The sequence below is a fragment of the Streptomyces sp. NPDC052109 genome, assembly GCF_040680195.1.
Classification (GTDB): Bacteria; Actinomycetota; Actinomycetes; order Streptomycetales; family Streptomycetaceae; genus Streptomyces.
In genome coordinates, this window is sequence record NZ_JBFAWF010000011.1 from 84,935 (window position 1) to 100,959 (window position 16,025).

17 protein-coding genes and 2 pseudogenes are annotated in these 16,025 nt (G+C 71.9%); 10 read left to right on the top strand and 9 right to left on the bottom strand.

Going from position 1 to position 16,025, the window contains the following annotated elements; all coding sequences use genetic code 11:
- Nucleotides 1-32 precede the first annotated feature (32 nt).
- Nucleotides 33-470: a DUF6009 family protein gene (locus AB0L59_RS22695; protein ID WP_365586476.1), complete on the bottom strand. Its 438-nt coding sequence runs from the start codon at nt 468-470 to the stop codon at nt 33-35.
- A 218-nt stretch (nt 471-688) separates the two neighbouring features.
- Here AB0L59_RS22695 and AB0L59_RS22700 point away from each other — a divergent pair, with 218 nt between their 5' ends.
- The 4 genes and pseudogenes from AB0L59_RS22700 to AB0L59_RS22715 form a co-directional block, all read left to right on the top strand.
- On the top strand, nt 689-1,378 hold the full coding sequence (locus AB0L59_RS22700) for a VC0807 family protein (RefSeq protein ID WP_365586479.1): 690 nt from the start codon (nt 689-691) through the stop codon (nt 1,376-1,378).
- A 38-nt stretch (nt 1,379-1,416) separates the two neighbouring features.
- Complete coding sequence (locus AB0L59_RS22705) at nt 1,417-1,662, top strand: ferredoxin (RefSeq protein ID WP_365586482.1); 246 nt, start codon at nt 1,417-1,419, stop codon at nt 1,660-1,662.
- On the top strand, nt 1,662-1,925 hold the full coding sequence (locus AB0L59_RS22710) for an FAD-dependent oxidoreductase (RefSeq protein ID WP_365586484.1): 264 nt from the start codon (nt 1,662-1,664) through the stop codon (nt 1,923-1,925). Before AB0L59_RS22705 ends, AB0L59_RS22710 begins: the two co-directional genes overlap by 1 nt.
- Nucleotides 1,926-2,005: 80 nt before the next feature.
- A pseudogene (locus tag AB0L59_RS22715) lies at nt 2,006-2,131 on the top strand (IS5/IS1182 family transposase); the annotation flags it as partial.
- 70 nt (nt 2,132-2,201) lie between these two features.
- On the opposite strand, the gene AB0L59_RS22720 reads toward AB0L59_RS22715, so the two are convergent.
- Nucleotides 2,202-2,966, bottom strand: coding sequence for an SDR family oxidoreductase (locus AB0L59_RS22720; RefSeq protein ID WP_365586486.1), 765 nt, complete (start codon nt 2,964-2,966; stop codon nt 2,202-2,204).
- 308 nt (nt 2,967-3,274) lie between these two features.
- Nucleotides 3,275-4,255 (bottom strand): pirin family protein, encoded by a 981-nt coding sequence (locus tag AB0L59_RS22725; RefSeq protein WP_365586489.1) that lies wholly within the window; start codon nt 4,253-4,255, stop codon nt 3,275-3,277.
- A 343-nt stretch (nt 4,256-4,598) separates the two neighbouring features.
- Here AB0L59_RS22725 and AB0L59_RS22730 point away from each other — a divergent pair, with 343 nt between their 5' ends.
- The 5 genes and pseudogenes from AB0L59_RS22730 (at nt 4,599) to AB0L59_RS22750 (ending at nt 8,535) form a co-directional block, all read left to right on the top strand.
- Entirely contained in the window at nt 4,599-5,843 is a 1,245-nt protein-coding gene (locus AB0L59_RS22730) for an MFS transporter (protein ID WP_365586492.1), read from the top strand.
- Between the two features lie 140 nt (nt 5,844-5,983).
- Nucleotides 5,984-6,295, top strand: coding sequence for a hypothetical protein (locus tag AB0L59_RS22735; protein ID WP_365586495.1), 312 nt, complete (start codon nt 5,984-5,986; stop codon nt 6,293-6,295).
- A 52-nt stretch (nt 6,296-6,347) separates the two neighbouring features.
- A pseudogene (locus AB0L59_RS22740) lies at nt 6,348-6,539 on the top strand (DNA starvation/stationary phase protection protein); the annotation flags it as partial.
- Between the two features lie 113 nt (nt 6,540-6,652).
- Nucleotides 6,653-7,576 carry a LysR family transcriptional regulator gene (locus AB0L59_RS22745; protein WP_365586497.1) on the top strand — a complete coding sequence of 308 codons (924 nt, stop codon included), beginning with the start codon at nt 6,653-6,655 and terminating at the stop codon, nt 7,574-7,576.
- A gap of 107 nt (nt 7,577-7,683) precedes the next feature.
- A complete protein-coding gene (locus AB0L59_RS22750; protein ID WP_365586500.1) occupies nt 7,684-8,535 on the top strand; it encodes an NmrA/HSCARG family protein in 852 nt (283 codons plus the stop codon).
- A gap of 318 nt (nt 8,536-8,853) precedes the next feature.
- Here the strand turns inward: AB0L59_RS22750 and AB0L59_RS22755 are convergent, their stop codons facing one another.
- The 5 genes from AB0L59_RS22755 to AB0L59_RS22775 form a co-directional block, all read right to left on the bottom strand.
- Nucleotides 8,854-10,065 (bottom strand): hypothetical protein, encoded by a 1,212-nt coding sequence (locus AB0L59_RS22755; RefSeq protein ID WP_365586502.1) that lies wholly within the window; start codon nt 10,063-10,065, stop codon nt 8,854-8,856.
- A 105-nt stretch (nt 10,066-10,170) separates the two neighbouring features.
- Nucleotides 10,171-10,548: a VOC family protein gene (locus tag AB0L59_RS22760; RefSeq protein ID WP_365586504.1), complete on the bottom strand. Its 378-nt coding sequence runs from the start codon at nt 10,546-10,548 to the stop codon at nt 10,171-10,173.
- A 467-nt stretch (nt 10,549-11,015) separates the two neighbouring features.
- Nucleotides 11,016-12,023 (bottom strand): NADPH:quinone reductase, encoded by a 1,008-nt coding sequence (locus AB0L59_RS22765; protein ID WP_365586506.1) that lies wholly within the window; start codon nt 12,021-12,023, stop codon nt 11,016-11,018.
- Nucleotides 12,024-12,057: 34 nt separating this feature from the next.
- On the bottom strand, nt 12,058-12,945 hold the full coding sequence (locus AB0L59_RS22770) for an MBL fold metallo-hydrolase (RefSeq protein WP_365586508.1): 888 nt from the start codon (nt 12,943-12,945) through the stop codon (nt 12,058-12,060).
- Nucleotides 12,946-13,251: 306 nt separating this feature from the next.
- The gene (locus AB0L59_RS22775; protein WP_365586510.1) at nt 13,252-14,442 is read right to left on the bottom strand and encodes an acyl-CoA dehydrogenase family protein; all 1,191 of its coding nucleotides are present in this window, start codon (nt 14,440-14,442) and stop codon (nt 13,252-13,254) included.
- A gap of 363 nt (nt 14,443-14,805) precedes the next feature.
- On the opposite strand from AB0L59_RS22775, the gene AB0L59_RS22780 reads away from it, so the two are divergent.
- Nucleotides 14,806-15,192, top strand: a complete 387-nt coding sequence (locus AB0L59_RS22780; protein ID WP_365586511.1) for a DUF2267 domain-containing protein — start codon at nt 14,806-14,808, stop codon at nt 15,190-15,192.
- Nucleotides 15,193-15,262: 70 nt separating this feature from the next.
- Here the strand turns inward: AB0L59_RS22780 and AB0L59_RS22785 are convergent, their stop codons facing one another.
- Nucleotides 15,263-15,946 carry an alpha/beta family hydrolase gene (locus AB0L59_RS22785; RefSeq protein WP_365586513.1) on the bottom strand — a complete coding sequence of 228 codons (684 nt, stop codon included), beginning with the start codon at nt 15,944-15,946 and terminating at the stop codon, nt 15,263-15,265.
- Between the last annotated feature and the right edge of the window lie 79 nt (nt 15,947-16,025).

The following is a 16,025-nucleotide window of genomic DNA, read 5'->3' on the forward strand; positions in this document are numbered from 1 at the left end:
TCCACTCGGCGTTGTGCGCGATGCCGGGAAAACTACGGCCGGCCTGTGTCGACGTCGTGCGGCGAGCGCTGTATCCCCGGGTGGAGATCTCTCTCCACCCGGGTGGAGACCGGCCCACCGAACCCGGCCGCACCCACACCACCCCGACCGCTGTCAAGAGCCGCGAGCGCAGGGGGGATCCCGCGGATAAGACGACCGAAAGCACGTTCGCCGTGAGTTCGGTGCCAGGGGCAGACGCGGAAGGCGCGGCGGCGGAAGGTGCCGGAGGGCCGTGATGCCCTGGCGGTGGGGGCGAGGAGGGCGTAGCCGATCCGGCTGCCCAACCGTCGTCGCGTCCGTACAGTGCCGGCCGGTGCCGCCGGCGCCGGCCCGGTCATCGGGTCGGCAACCGTCACATTCCTCCATGCCCGATGCCGGCGATCAGGGCGGTTCCGGCGGATACGCATGTCCACCCCGGCATGCTCAGGCATTCATTCCTCTCCACCAGGGCCGTGCCCTGCGGCCGTGGGTGGAGACGCATCTCCACCCGGATCTACGGCGGCCGCCGCATGACGATCACTGCTGCGAAACGTACCGTCGACATCAATCGAAAAGGGAATGCCCGAGATTGCCGACGAATCAATCCCGGCTCGGGAATGCGCTCGAAATGTTTCCCGTCACTCGACCACTCGACCACTTGGGAGTCGACATGCCGAAGATCTCGTCCGACCCGACCGCCGCCACCGACAACCGCTCCGCCGGAGCGCGATCCCACCCGGCCGCTCGTGGGATGGCCTCCATGCTGTTCTACGACATCGGTCTCTCGGTGATCGCCTACTTCGTCGCCGAACTGCTCGGGGCGGGCAGCTACGTGGCGCTGCTGGCCGGCACGGTCGCCTCCGGCCTGCGCGTGTGCTGGGTGGCGGCGCGGCAGCGGAGGGTCGATCCGTTCGCGGTGTTCCTGCTAGCCCTGTTCGGTGCGGGTCTCGCGCTGAGTTTCACCACCGGCGATCCCCGGTTCATCCTGGCCAAGGACGCGGCGATGTCCACCACCGCCGGCCTGGTCCTGGTCGTCAGCTGCATCATCGGGCGCCCGCTCGCCTACTACGCCGCCCTGCGCTTCGCCCACTCGGCCGGCGGCGCGCAGCACGAGGAGTTCCGGTCCACCGCGAAGTCCACTGCCCTGCAGGCCCGTTGGTTCCGCGTCTCCCTGGTGTGGGGGGTCTCGCTGCTGGTCGACGCGAGCCTGCGCATCGCGGCCGTCTATCTGCTGCCGATCGGGCTCGCCGCCAACGTCTCGCAGGTGCTCATGGTCGCCGTCTACACCCTGCTGTTCGTGTGGACCCTCGTCTCGGCGAGGAAGACGGAAGCCACGGCGCGGGCCCAGGCGCAGGTGTGACGGACTCGGTCACCAGCACGGAGAGAGGGGGGACCGCCATGCGTGTTCTCGTCGACCTGAACCGCTGTCAGAGCTACGGGCAGTGCGTGTACGCGGCGCCGGAGGTGTTCCGGTTCCGGGGCGCGGAGTCACTGGAGTACGAGCACGTACCGGACGCGGAATCCGACCGGGCCGTGGACCGGGCCGCGCGGGCCTGTCCGGTGCAGGCGATCACGCTCGGCCGGGCGACCGCGTCCGGCACCGCGGTCGAACCCGGCGGCGCCGGCATCGGGGAGGTGCGGTGATGGCCGCGTCCAACGGACGGATCGTCATCGTGGGCGCGTCGCTCGCCGGCCTGCGCACCGCGGAGTCGCTGCGGGCGGGCGGATTCACCGGGGAGCTCGTACTGATCGGCGACGAACCGCACGAACCCTACGATCGACCGCCGCTGTCCAAGACGGTGCTGCACTCCCTTCATCCACGGTCCTGCCTGGGGCCAGACCCGCCGGTGCCTCTCCGCAACGGGCAGGCCAAGGCCGAACGGCAACAGGCAGCAGCTGCCGAGTGATCGGGCGGGGTGGACGCAGTGCGGGCATGAGGCCACGTGATCATGGAGTTCTTTACGCTCAGTGATCACGAAGGACGGGCGTGCCCGCGCTGCCCTCTCGCCTGCTCGAACCCCTCTGGGACCAGTTCGCCGTGCTTCTGCCCATCCGGGGAGAGTTCGCCGTCGACCACCCGCTCGGCTGCCACCGGCACCGGATCGCCGACCGACGGTCTTCGAGCACGTCGTGCTCGCGCTGGTCCCACCACCGGCGTGCCGACCGGGTGACCGCGTCCGTGATCAAAGGAGCGTGGGGTCCGCGCCACCGTCGACGGTGATGGTGCTGCCGGTGATGTAGGTGGCGCGCTCGGAGGCGAGGAAGACTACGGCTGCCGCCACCTCGGCGGGTGACCCGAAGCGGCCCATCGGGATGGATTCCTCCGCCGCGGCGCGACGTTCTTCCTCGTCGGGGTAGTGGATCTCATTGATCTGGTGGGATTCGATGATTCCCACGGTCACGGTGTTGACAGTGATTCCTGCGCGCGCCTCCTCCCGGGCCACGAGTTTGGAGGCATTGAGGATGCCGTACTTCGCGATCGTTCCCATGTTCAGCTGCTGGGGCGCACGGTAGGCGGCTCCGGTGACGTTCACGATCCGCCCCCACCCGCGCTCGCGCATTCCGGGAAGGACCGCACGGATTGCCTCGACGTGACTGAGGAAGTTGAGCTGGCTGCTCGCCTGCCAGTCCTCGGTGGGGGTGTCGAGCGAGGCGGGCAGAGACCGGCCGGCGTTGTTGACCAGGATGTCGATCCCACCGAGCGTGGAGATGGCGGTCCGGGCGGCGTCACCCGCCTGTCCGGGCCGGCTGAAGTCCGCGAAATGCCATCCGCAGCGCACCCCGTACTTCTCTTCGACGTGCTGGGCGGTCCGCACCAGCCGGTCGGGGTCGCGAGCGGTGAGGAAGAGATCCGTCCCCTCCGCTGCGAGGGCTTCGACCACCCCTTGTCCGATCCCCTGTGTGGCGCCGCTGACGAGCGCACGTCGTCCGGCGAGTCCTAGATCCATGTCGTGGCCTTCCCGTCTGTCGGTAGGAGGGTGCGATCGGCATCGCGCCGCAGAATCGGCGGCGCGGGTCAGCAGACTCGGCCCGGTCGTCCGTCGCGAAGCGCAGCCGGACCTGTTCGGGGCCGCGGCGGGAGCCGGCTGCCGTGCGGTTCGCACGGCGGACCGGTCCAACGGTTCGTGACCGACCTTGCCGATTTACCGTCGCCCACCTGTACGAAGCCCGCATTCCTTGCTCCATCGGACCCGACTACAGAGCCGAAGCCCTGCCGCATCCCTCCAGCACGACGCTCGGGAGCCGCCCCAGCAGGTCAACTGGGTTGCCGCCGCGGTTTCAACGGCACCGTCGGAAGCTCGGGCGCCGGAAGCGGGTCACCGTCGTAACCCTTCACCGAACCGAACCGGTCCCCCGACATCCAGTCATCACGAGCCCGTACGACCTCTTCATGCGACCGGCAGATGAAATTCCACCACATGACGATCTCCTCCTCAAACGGGGTTCCGCCGAGCAGCACCGTGCGGGCGATGTCGTCCGACTCGTTCGCCACCGTCAACGCGTCGGCGCCGGGGGCGACATAACCCAACTGCGCGGGACCGACGAGCGTGTCGGCGAGCCGCACCTCCCCCCGGTCGACCAGCAGGCCGTGCTCGAAAGCGGGGTCCACGGCGAGCGTGAGCGTCGCGCGCGGCGGGAGGACGACCTCTGCACCGAGCAGGGGCGTGAAGGTGCGCACCGGGGAGACCCGGCCGGCGAGGGAGCCGAGGAAGACCCTGATCTCGGACCCGTCGATCAGCGTGGGCTCGGGCGCGTAGTGCTGGAAGTCCCGTTCGGTGTCGCGGTGTTCCTCCGGCAGCGCCACCCACAGTTGCACGCCGTGCAGGATGGTGGTCCGCGGGGTGGAGACCTCCGAGTGGGCGATGCCGTGCCCGCCCGTCATGAGGTTGAGCTCGCCGGGCCGCACGGAGGCATGGTTGCCCATGCTGTCCCGGTGCTCGATCTCCCCGGTGAACAGCCAGCTCACCGTCTGCAGCCCGGTGTGCGGGTGGGGAGCGACGTCCATGCCGCCCGTCGTCGAGACGTCGTCGGGGCCGTAGTGGTCGGCGAAGCACCAGGCACCGATCAGGGTCCGGGCCCGCTGCGGCAGGGTGCGGCGTACGTTCATCGCCCGGGGACCGCCGAGCGGCACCTCGCGCGGGGTCAGTACGTCGACCCGTGGCGTCTCCCCCGGCTGCCGGCCGTCCACCGCTCCCCCGCATCGCAGTTCCGTGGGTTTCGTTTCGACGTTGCTCACGTGGACCGCCTCCCGAAAAGATAGTTCTATATTCAACTAGGATGCCATGATCGTGGACCGTCGGCACGGGTTCGTCATCGCCGCAGCGCACGGGCCCGGCCGGATGCTCGTCGATTCCGGCCGACCTACGTGTTTTCACCCAAATCCATCCCGCGCGGTCTTCGTGGACCGTGGCGCCATCTCTCCCAGAGATGACGCCCATCCCGAACCATCGTCGCGAAGGGGGAAGCGGGGCGTCCGGCCCGGCGCTTTCCCCTTTGAGAGCGGCGCGGAAGCTGCTCGCTCGCCGCCAGGCGCTCCGCCGAGCCGGGCCGACCGGCTCGGCGCACCGAGGAAGGTCCCCGTGCCCCAGTCATCCGAACTCCGAACCACGCGTCAGCGGACGAACGCCGCCGAGCCCGCACACGGCGTGCCGGGCGGGCTGATCGCACTGCTGGCCGTCGCCTGCGGCATGACGGCCGCCAACCTGTACTACGCCCAGCCCCTGCTCTCCTCGCTGCACGACGTCTTTCACATCAGCACCGCCACCGCCGGCTGGCTGATCACGCTCACCCAGGTCGGCTATGTGATCGGCATGGTCTTCCTGGTGCCGCTCGGCGACCGGCTGGAGAAGCGCGGTCTCATCACGGCCCTGCTGGCCGTCACCACGGCCGCCCTGGTGACGGCCGGCCTCGCCACCAGCTTCCGCGTACTGCTGGTCGCGTCCCTGGTCAGCGGCGCCACCTCGGTCGTCGCCCAGATCCTGGTCCCGTTCGCCGCGAGCCTCGCCCCCGACCACGCCCGCGGCCGGATCGTGGGCCGGGTGATGAGCGGCCTGCTCACGGGGATCCTGCTGTCCCGCACCCTCAGCAGCCTGGTCTCCGAGGTCGCGGGCTGGCGCGTGGTCTACCTGGGTTCCGCCGTTCTGATGGCCGCCCTCGCCGTCACCCTGCGCAAGGCCCTGCCCCAGCACGCGCCCACCACGACCATCCCGTACCCGCGGGTGCTGCACTCCACCCTCCGGCTGGTCCGCACCCACCCCGCGCTGCTGCGCCGCGGCCTGTACCAGGCGGCCATGTTCGGTGCCTTCAGCGCCTTCTGGACCACCATCTCCTACGTCCTCACCGGCCCCGGGTTCCACTACTCCCCCATAGGCGTCGGGATCTTCGCCCTGGTCGGGGCCGCCGGCGCGGCCGTCGCCCCGATGGCCGGGCACTGGGCCGACCGCAAGCTGACCCGGCCCATGACCGGCGCCGCGTTCGTCCTCGCCGTGCTGGCCTTCGCCCTCGCCGGACTCGGCCGGCACCACATCGCCCTGATCGCCCTCGCCGCCGTCCTTCTCGACATGGCCGTCCAGGCCACCCTCATCCTCGGCCAGCACACCATCTACCAGCTCGACCCCCACGCCCGTGCCCGCCTCAACAGCGCCTTCATCGCCACGTTCTTCCTCGGCGGCGCCCTCGGCTCCCAGCTCGGCTCGCTGGTCTACAGCTCCGGCGGCTGGACGGCGGTGACGGCGCTCGGCGCGGCCCTGCCCGTCCTCGCGCTCCTGTACTGGCTCACCGAGCACCGCAGGGCCGGCCTGAGCCCCGCCCGGGACACCGCGTGAGGGTTCTCCTTCGGGCAACGGAACGTGCGCTCGTCGGCAACCCGCCACGCGGACCCGCCGTACGGCCGTCGGCGGAACGGACACGGCGGAGCCCGGCCCACGGGCCGAAACCGTTCAGAACGGCCACAGACGGGGGCGGCGTGAAAGACGCGTCTCCCGGTGCCGCGGAAGAAACGATCGTCGTCCGTACGGACATCGGGGTGGCCGTGGCCGACGAACCGCCGGTACGGCTCCCCGCCGAGCTCCGGTACGCGACCACCGAGCCGTACGCCGTGTGCCTGTCCGTGGGCGCCCCCTCCGCCCCGCCCGTCGACCGGGCTTCGCCCGCTCTCTCCGCCGCCGCCGTCACGGCGTTCCCGCGCCGGACGGGGGCGCTGGTACCGCCCGGCACCGAGCACGAACACATCGATCCGGACGGCGCCGTGGAGCGGCTCACGACGGGCAGCGAGTGACCTACACGCTCGGCGGAACCAGCGCATCGATCCTGCACGGCCTCTACAGGGGCACGTAGCCGAGATCACGTCGATCCCGCGCCCGCCGGACGGCGCCGAGGAGGTCCCGGCCATGCTCTCGCGGCTGCTGGAGGCCCACGAGACCAGCCTGGTGGACGCCCATGACGCGGCCGCCCGCACCGGGGAGCAGCAGGCATGGTTCCCGGCGGAGCGTCTCGTCGAGGCCCTCCCGGTCCGCGCCTGAGACAGGCGGGCACCCGAGGCCGTACCCGAGCAGGGCCACCGGAGCGACGGCCGGCCACGTCCGCCGCTGTCCGGGCCGGCGACCGGCCGCCCTCCACTGCCCGTCCGCTTACGATGCAGCGAAGATCGCTGCCCGTCGGGCGGGCGCTGGGTCACCGGGAGCGGATGATGGACCTGCGGCAGATGGAAGTCGTCGCCGCCGTGGCGGACGCGGGCGGGTTCACGGCGGCGGCGAGGCGTCTGCACGTGGTCCAGTCCGCCGTCTCCGGCACGGTCCGCGCCCTCGAACGCGAGCTGGGCACCCCGCTGTTCAGCCGGAACACCCACGGGGTGGCGCTCACCCCGGCCGGGGAGGCGTTCGTACCGGCGGCCCGGGCGGCCCTGCGCGCCGCCGAGCTGGCGCGCGAGGCGGTCGACGCGGCCAAGGGAGAGCTCCGCGGCCGGGTGACCGTAGGCATCATGCAGGGCGTCTGGGCGGGACTGCACCAGGCCCTGGCCGCGCTGCGGTCGGAGCATCCGGGTGTGGTGGTCCGGCTGCGCCAGGCGGCGGTGACCGACATCCGGCAGGCCCTGCGCGAGGGCACGGTGGACCTGGCGGTGGTGGCGCTGGACCGCCAGCAGCAGCGCGGGCTCGCGACCCGGCTGCTGTCCCGGGAGGAGATGGTCCTGGTGACCTCCCCCCGGCGGGACCTCGCCTCCGACGCCACCGAGGGCGCCGTCGAACCGGACGTGGTCGCGCAGTTGCCCCTGGTGGACTTCACCCCGGGCTGGGCCATCCGTCACTCCGTCGACCGGGCCTTCCGCGCCGCCGGTGTCGAGCGCACCACCACCTTCGAGGTGAACGACATCATGGCCGCGTCCGAACTGGTCCGCAACGACCTGGGCGTCTGCGTCATGCCCCCGTCCATCGCGGGCCGCTTCCCCGACCTGACCACCTACCGGTTCACCCGGCACGCGCCGACCTGGAAGGTCATGGTGGTACGACCGCCCGGGGAACCGCCCGCCGCGGTCGCGGCGCTGCTGCGGCACATCACCTGACGCCGTACGGGTCGCCGTGACGCATTCCTGTCCCCGCGGCCGACCCGCTGACCCGTTGCGGCGTCCGTCCACAAGGACCACGAGGACACAAAGAAAGGAAGGCTTCCATGCTCGATGAGCCGATCTTGGTACTTGCGGCAACCGGCGGTCAGGGCAGCGCCGTGACCGACGCCCTGCTGGCCCGCGGGGCCCGGGTCCGCGCCCTGGTGCGCGACCCGGCGCGGGACTCGGCCAGGGAACTGGCCGAGCGAGGTGTCGAGGTGGTCGCGGGGTCCTTGAGCGATCGGGATTCACTCGCCGCCGCGATGAGCGGTGTCGCGGGGGTCTTCGCGTTCACCACCCCCTTCGAGGCCGGCCTGGACGCGGAGGTGGAACAGGGACGGGCCGTCCTGGCCGCCGCCGGCACGGCGCGCGTGCCGCATCTCGTGTTCAGCTCGGTCGCCGGGGCCGACCAGCACAGCGGCGTACCGCACTTCGACAGCAAGGCACGCATCGAAGCCGAACTGGCCTCCGGCGATGTGCCCCACACGATTCTGGGGCCGACGTACTTCTTCGACAACGCGCTGGGCGGAGCGGAGCGCATCCTCAGCGGTGTTCTGGACCTGCCGCTGCCGCCCGAGCGGCCGTTGCAGCAGCTGGCCCGTCCCGACCTCGGCGCGTTCGCGGCGGAGGTGCTGCTCCGTCCCGGTCCGTACGTCGGACAGCGCATCGAACTGGCCGGCGACGCGCCCACTCCCGCGCAGATGGCGGCCGCCCTCGGCGCGGCACTGGGCCGGGAGGTCCGCCCTGGTCAGGTGCCTCTCACCGCGATCTCCAACCCGGACATGCGTGCCATGTGGACGTTCCTCAACGGGCCGGGGTACCGCGTCGACATCCCCGCCCTGCATGCCGCGCATCCGGAGATCCGCTGGACCACGTTCGCCGACTGGGCGCACAGTACGTTCACGCCGACCCGCTGAGGCCGCCGTGCTCCGGGCCCGCCGGCGCCGGGCAGGCCATCGGCCCGGAGCGACGAACGGCCGTCCTCGTGGAGCAGGGGCGCGCGTACCGGTGCAAGGCCTGGTCACGACGTTCGGCGCCGTGGACGTGGCCGTTGTGGCACGAGGCGAGCGCCGGCACGATCCGAACGTCCCCGCTGGGGCCGATGCAGGCCGTCACGGTGGGCAGTGAGCCCCTGCGGGTCCCGCGCACCCGCCGGCTCATCGCGGGGAGCGGCAACGCCGGCTTCCCGGTCCGAGGCATGTCCCCCGCCGAGTGGCGCGGCCGTGCCGAGGCCGTCAGCGAGTGGTGTGGAGCAACGAGGTGAGCGTCCTGGTGAAAGCGGCACCCGAATGCTCGGCGTGTTCGCGGATCCGCGCGGCGACGGCGTGGGCTCCGCCGCCTTCCACGAGGTCTACGACGCGGTCGGCGCGGCGCGCGTGGCCCTCCCGGGTGTCGGGGAGGGTGGTCAGGTAGAAGTCCGCGGCGTCGTACGCCATGTGGAAGACGTGCTTCTTCACGTCGCTGAGCGTCAGGTAGTCGTCGTCGGTCGTCGGAACCGGTTCGGGGGCGCCGACGCACAGGACCGGGGTGCCCGCGCCCCACGCGTTGACACACAGGTGGTAGGTGTCGGTGATGACCAGCCGATAGCGGGGCAGGACGTGCAGGAGGTCGCCGACGGTGCGGTCACCCGGGCGGGTCGGGATGTGGCCGACTTCGGCAGGGACGTCCCGGTCGAACCAGGGCAGCCACTCGAGCGGGGCTCCCAGACGGTCGGAGAGGCCCTGGCAGAAGCCGGGCAGCCAGGTCGGGACCCGGGTACGGGCGCCGAGGAACACGCCGATCGCGCCGCCGTCGGGGACGTCCTGGGACCACGAGGTGGTCGGCAGGTGGTCGAGGTCGCCCGGGCGGGACAGGAGTGCCGCGTCCGAACCGAAGTACTCGGTCGTACGGTCTCCGCGAAGGTGCGCGATCTTGGCAGCGGACAGCGGGTCGCGCATCCAGACTCGGTGGCTCCGCGTCATGAGGCGGGAGAAGAGCGGACCGTATTCCTTGTCCTCGTAGTCGGACTGCGTGTTGTGCAGAATCGTTCCCCCGTAGCTGAGGGTCCGCGCGAGCATCTCGTCCGGCTGGTCCGCGAGCAGCAGGGTGCGGTTCAGCAGGGCCCGGGCGGCGGCGCGGTCCTCGGCGATGCCGAAGTCGAGCAGGCGGTTCGTCGCGTCCTGGGCAAGGTAGTGGCGCGTGTGCAGGAAGTCGCCCCAGAAGACGACCGCGTCATGGTCGCGCAGCGCGTCGAGGTGCTCGGTCAGGGCATGGAAGCGGAACGGGAGATCGGCGTCCCGCGCTCCCGCGCGCAGTGGCACGGTCTCCGGGGGATGCAGGGTGAACCAGGTCGTGTCGATCTCGGTGCCCGTACGCCGTCGCAGGGACTCGAATGCCAGGTCGACGGTCAGCATTCCTGTGTTGCGGTACCCGATGTTGGGCGCGGTGATGACGGCGACGCGTGCCATGTGTTTCGTTTCCCCTTAGCCGTTGCCGGCGCCTAGCGGTGTTTCGCGGTCGACCGCCAACGTACACATCGGCGCCGGTCCGGCGGCGGGCCACCCCCGACGACATCAGCCGTGCGCACGCTCCGCCGCGCCCCGTTCCACGCAGAACTCGTTTCCCTCGGGGTCGTGCAGCGTCACCCATCCGCTTCCGTCCGGCCTGCGGTGGTCCCCCTGAAGCGTGGCACCGAGCGAGAGCAGGCGCTCGACCTCCTCGTCCCTGGTTCGGTCCTGCGGCTGGAGGTCCAGATGCACGCGGTTCTTCACCGCCTTGCGGTCGTCGACCCTGACGAACAGCAAGGCGGCCGAAGCGGACGTGACCGACGCTTCCGGATCTCCGGCAAGGTCGTCATCGGCGAGCGAGCCGTCCAGCGCCCGGGCCCAGAAGCCCGCGAGGGCATAGGGATCGGCGCAGTCGATGGTGACGTGACGGATCAGGGAACCCATGCCTCAACCCGATCACGAATGCCGGCCCGCCGTCCAGCACAATGCCCGCCCGCCGTCCGGAGGTCGTCGTCCGTCGCGCCACGGTGTACCGGCCGCGCGGGCCCGGAACGCGAGTCCGGTGTCCGGTGTGCGGCGAGCTGTCGTCCTCGCGAGGGTGGACGCCCGAGGCACCGTCTGCGTCAGGGTACTCGCGGCGCCTTGCGCACGGCGCGCCGAGGACGGATCCCCCGAACCCCATCACACTCAGCGCCACCATGAGCGCCGGACGCGCCCATGCCATCGCCTCGCGGTCCAGGGCCGTCCCACGGCGTCACCGTTGGCCGCCGCACGCCGGGAGACCGCGCGGGAACTGTTGTGGAAAACCCTGGCCTCGTACCGGAGAGCGACCTCGGCGACCTCCGTCAACCGCATCGCCGCGGCGTCCTCCCTCGCCGGCGGGCACGTTCTCCGACCTGCCGCCAGGCCCCTCACGCCGTCTGCCGGCCCGAGAGGGTCGGCAGGTCCGGCCGCAGGACGGCACGGCGACCGTGCAGTTCCCCCTTCTCCATCCGGGCGTGCACCTCGGCCGTCGCGCTGAGCGGGAACATCTCGATGCTCCGTGGCCGCAGAGCGTCCCGGCCGAACAGGTCGTTGATGTACGCGGCGGCTTCGGCGAGTTCGCCGGATGTCGCGTGGGAGATCACGAACCCCACCACGGAGCGGTCGTTCATGTACAGCGCCCCGGCGGGCAGCACGGGGCGGGTCCGGGCGCCGGCGAGCAGCACCACGCGCCCCCGGTGGGCGAGCAGGTCCACCGTCGTCTCCAGGTCGTTGACGCCCGCGGTGTCCAGGTACAGGTCGACTCCCCGCGGCGCCGCCCCACGGATCTTCTCGGTCAGTTCGGGATCCCGGTAGTCGAACACGTCGGCCGCGCCCAACTCCGCGCAGTACCGCGTGTCCCGCGAGCCGGCCGTGGCGAGGACACGGGCGCCGGCCCGCACCGCCATGGTCACGAGCGCGCTGCCGACATTGCCCGCGGCACCGGCGACCAGCACGGTCTCGCCCACGTGGAACCGGCCGTGGACGAACAGAGCCAGATAGGCGGTCGCCGCCGGATGGACCACGGCCACCGCAGCGTACGGATCGACTCCCGCGGGCAGGTGGTACAGCCGGTCGGCCGCCACCACGGCCTGCTCCGCTGCCGCGCCCTGTCTTCCGCCGTGTCCGAGACTGTTGCACCACGCCCGGTCCCCGGCACGGAAGCCCGTGACGCCGGGGCCCACCTCGGCGACGGTGCCGACCAGGTCACGGCTCACCACGAAGGGGAAGTCCGTCGGTGTGGGGAAGCGACCTGACCGGACGAACGTGTCCACCGGATTCACCGTCGTGGCCAGGACGTTCACCAGTACGTCGGTGGGGCCGGGCCGGGGCGCGGGGATCTCGCCGTACCGGATGGCGTCCGCCGCACCCAGTTCCTCAATGTACGCAGCACGCATGGGATCGATGGTTCCACTTCGTCGCCCGAAGCGGTCACCAGCGCACCGCGGTGAAGTCGACGGGCCGGGGCCGCAGTTCGCGGGTGCGTGCAGCCAGCCGTCGCAGTCGGCGGGCCATGTCCTCCGCGGGCAGGTGCCGCCGGTCGCCGTGGCCCGGCAGCAGCCACTCGAAGCGCAGCCGGCCGACGGTACGGCCCAGGGAGGCGGCCAGCTCACCGATGGAGAACCAGGTGACGCTCTCGGCCACCTCGATGTCGGCCGTGGTGCGCGACCAGTAGAAGCTGTCGCCGCTGAAGCAGTACCGCTCGTCGGCGAGGAAGAGCACGCTGCCCCGGGTGTGGCCGGGCAGCGGGTGGGCGGTCACCCCTTCGGCGATGTCCACCGGGTCGGTGCCCCGCAGCACCCGGTCGGCGTCGGGGGCGGCATCGAGGTCACCCTCGTGGATCCACAGCCGGGCGCCGAAGCGGTCGGCGTAGCGGCGGCCGTGTGCGGCGTGGTCGCGGTGGGTGAGCAGGACGTCGGTGATGGGGCCCGGCTTCTCGTAGCGGGCAGCCAGGGAAGTGCTCCAGCGCGGGGTGTCCACCATCATGGCGGTGCCGTCGGGGCGGCGTAACAGATAGGAGTTGGCCCCCGCGGTGTGCGCGGAGTTGTGTCCGCACAGGTACACGGTGTCGTCCAGGGCCATCGGGAAGGGGTCGAGTGCCGCGTCCAGCCGCCCGCCCGGAGGACGGACCGACCGGGTGGGGCAGGCGTGCGCGGCGGCGTGCAGCTGCCGCGCCTCGTCCGGGTCGCGCGGCTGGCGCAGGACGGCCGAGCGGCCGTCGACCTCAGCGATGAGGCCGGGCGCCAGCTGCCGTGCGACATCGCAGTTCGTGCACCGCTCGTCCACGAACCAGCCGCGCCGGAACCGTTCGTCGCTCATGATCCGTTCCTCTCCGTCCCGTGTCCGTCCACCCGACGTCGCGCTCTCCAGGGGTATCCGCGCGGTGTGGAGAAAGGAAGGGGGCCTGGATCTTGTACCTGCGGCAAAGCGCTGCTCTGCACATGACCGGCGGGGAGGACGACTCCGAGCTGATGCGCGCGTGGTCCGCGGTGTCCATGTCGAAACGGCCCCCGGCACCCACTTGAAGCACCGCTTCGTGAAGTGACCCGGTCGAAGCGGAAGGGGCCCGTTCTGTCGGCGCCGATGGAGGTCCGCACGCCGGCAGAACGGGACTTCGCCGAAGGTTCAGCGCCTCGGCTCCACGCCCTCCACGCCGAGTGTCCAGGCCCCGTAGGCCGCTCCGGCGGTCTCGAAGGAGAAGATCACGTGCGAGGCGGCGGTGTTGACGTCCCGCCAGAACCGCTGGACGGGGTCGGACTCGAAGTGGCCGGAGGTCCCGGTGCCCCGGAAGAGCCGTTCCACGGCGGCCACGGACAGTTCGACCGCCAGCGCGAAGTCCCGTGGCCCGCGGACCGCCGCCTCGCCCTCCTTGGTCGCCTCGACCCCATCGGCGACGCGTGCGGCACGGTGCACGAGGAGTTCGGCGGCGTCCACCTCGGCGGCCGAACGCGCCAGGTCGATCTGCACCGACGGCTTCTCGCGCAGCGGGGCACCGCGGCGGTCGGCCCGACGCATGTTCTGCTCGGCCGCGGCCCGCACCGCACCCCGCGCGGCGCCCACCACAGGGACGGCCAGCGGCAGCGCGTTCACGGCATTCACCGGGACCGTGTGGCAGCGGGCCTCGGAGGCCGACGCCCGCCCCGCGTTGATGTCCAACCTCGACAGGGTCAGATGCTCGGGCACGAACACGTCGTCCAGGACCATGGTGTCGCTGCCGGTCCCGCGCATGCCCAGCGTGAACCAGGTGTCCTTCACGGTGATGTCCGCCTGCGGCACCGCGAAGAACCGCACCTCGCCCCGGCCGTCGGGGCCCACCTTTCCGGGTACGGCGGAGCAGGCGAAGACCCAGTCGGCGAAACGAACCCCGCTGATGTACTTCCACTCACCGCTCAGCCGCCAGCCACCGGAGACGGGCTCCGCTCTCCCGGCCGGCATCAGCGCGCCCGCCATCAGGGCGTCCGGCCCGTCGCGCCAGAGCACGGCCTGCCCCTCCGGGGGCAGGTACGCGCCGTACCGGGCCGCGTACGCGGACAGCGAGGCGGCCCAGGCGGCCGAGGCGCAGCCCTCGCCGACCAGGGCCACCGCCGAAGTCATGTCCACGAAACGGCCTTCCGTACCGCCGAAGGCGGCGGGGACGAAGTGCCGGGCGAAGCCGGCCTCCCGCACGGCCTCGACCACTTCGGGGGCAAGCCGCCGGGCGGCCTCCGTCTCGTCGCTGCACCGCGCCGCGATCTGCGCCACGCGCGGAGCAGCGGCGACGACCTCCGCCACGCCCGGCCTCTCGGCAAGGATCGTCGCTGTGCTGTCGCTGAGCATATGTTCGCCACCTCCATTGGGATGACGGCAGTCTCTCCGGCCGCGCCCACGGCGGGCGGCACCCGAGCCGGGACCGGCCCGTCAATCACCCGACCGGCTTCACCCCCCGCGGACGGTCCGCGCCGGCCCGGTCTCCGAGTCACTGCGGCGGAGACCGGCCACCCGCGCGACGCCGGCCCGGTGTCTCCGGCACCGCTGCCCCCGACGGTCGACGGCCCGCGCGCCCGTCGCCCTTCGTACATGGGCGGCCGCGGGGCGTTCGCCCACGTCAAAGGGGTGGGGAACCCGTTTCGCGGGGCCCCCGAGGGGCATACACGTGGTGGTGGTCCGTCGGATGGCCTGCGAGCACAGTGGGAGGCCGCCGTGCAGTTGGAGGAGTTCCTGGCTCAGGTCCGCGATCGCGGGGAGTACCGCAGCCGGGAGGAGACCGAGCAGGTGTGTGCGGCGGTGCTGTGGGTGCTCGCCACCCGGATCGCCCCGGAAGAGGCCGACGACCTGGCGGCGCGGTTGCCCGCCCCGCTGGACGAGGCCCTGCGCCTGGAGCGCGGGCGTCCCGAGGCGTTCGACTGCGACGAGTTCCTCCGGCGGGTGTCCGTGCAGACCGGCGCCCGGCCGCGCACCGCGGAGTGGGACGCGGACGCCGTCCTGTGCACGGTCGCCGACGCGGTTCCCGACGGGGAGCTCGACGATCTCCTGTCGCGGCTGCCGGCCCGCTACGCCGAGTTCTTCGGCAGGCTGAGTCCGGGCTGAGCCCGCGAGAGCGCGCTCCGGCGCGGCGACCGACCGGGTCGCGTCGCCGGTGCCGCGCCGTACTGCCCGGTCAGTCGTCCTTCTGTGTCGCCTCCCCGGTCTCCCGCATCGCGCCCAGGCGGGCGTCGCACCACTGCCTGGCCGTCTCGGCGACCTGCTCCAGAGCGCCGGGTTCGGCGAACAGGTGGGTCGCCCCCGGCACGACGGAGAGGGTGTGCGGGGCCCGCAAGCGCCGGGCCGCTGCCTCGTTCAGCTCCTTCACCTGCTCGTCCTGGCCGCCGACGACGAGCAGGACCGGGACCCGCACGTGCTCCAAGGCGTCTCCCGCCAGATCGGGTCGGCCGCCGCGCGACACCACGGTCAGTACCCGGCCCGGCCGCTCGGCCGCGGCCATCAGCGCCGCGGCGGCGCCCGTGCTGGCGCCGAACAGGACGACCGGGAGGCCACGGGTGTCGGGCTGGGTGTCCAGCCAGTCGATCGCGGCGACGAGCCGCCGGCCCAGGAGCGGAATGTCGAAGCGGTGCTCGGAGGTCAACGCGTCGTGCCGCTCCTCCCGTTCGCTGAGCAGGTCCATCAGCAGCGTCCCGAACCCGGCGGTGCGCAGCTCGGCGGCCACCATCCGGTTGCGCGAACTGTGCCGGGAGCTGCCGCTGCCGTGGGCGAAGAGCACCACGGCCCGCGCCGCGGTCGGGACGACGAGGTCACCGGGGAGCGTGGCATCGGTGGTGGGCACCAGAACCAAGTCGGAGATCATCGGCATCAGCTTCTTCCCCTGTCGGCCGATCAAGCGGATCGTGACGACCCGGATGTCCCCCCACCATTGTGCGTTCCGC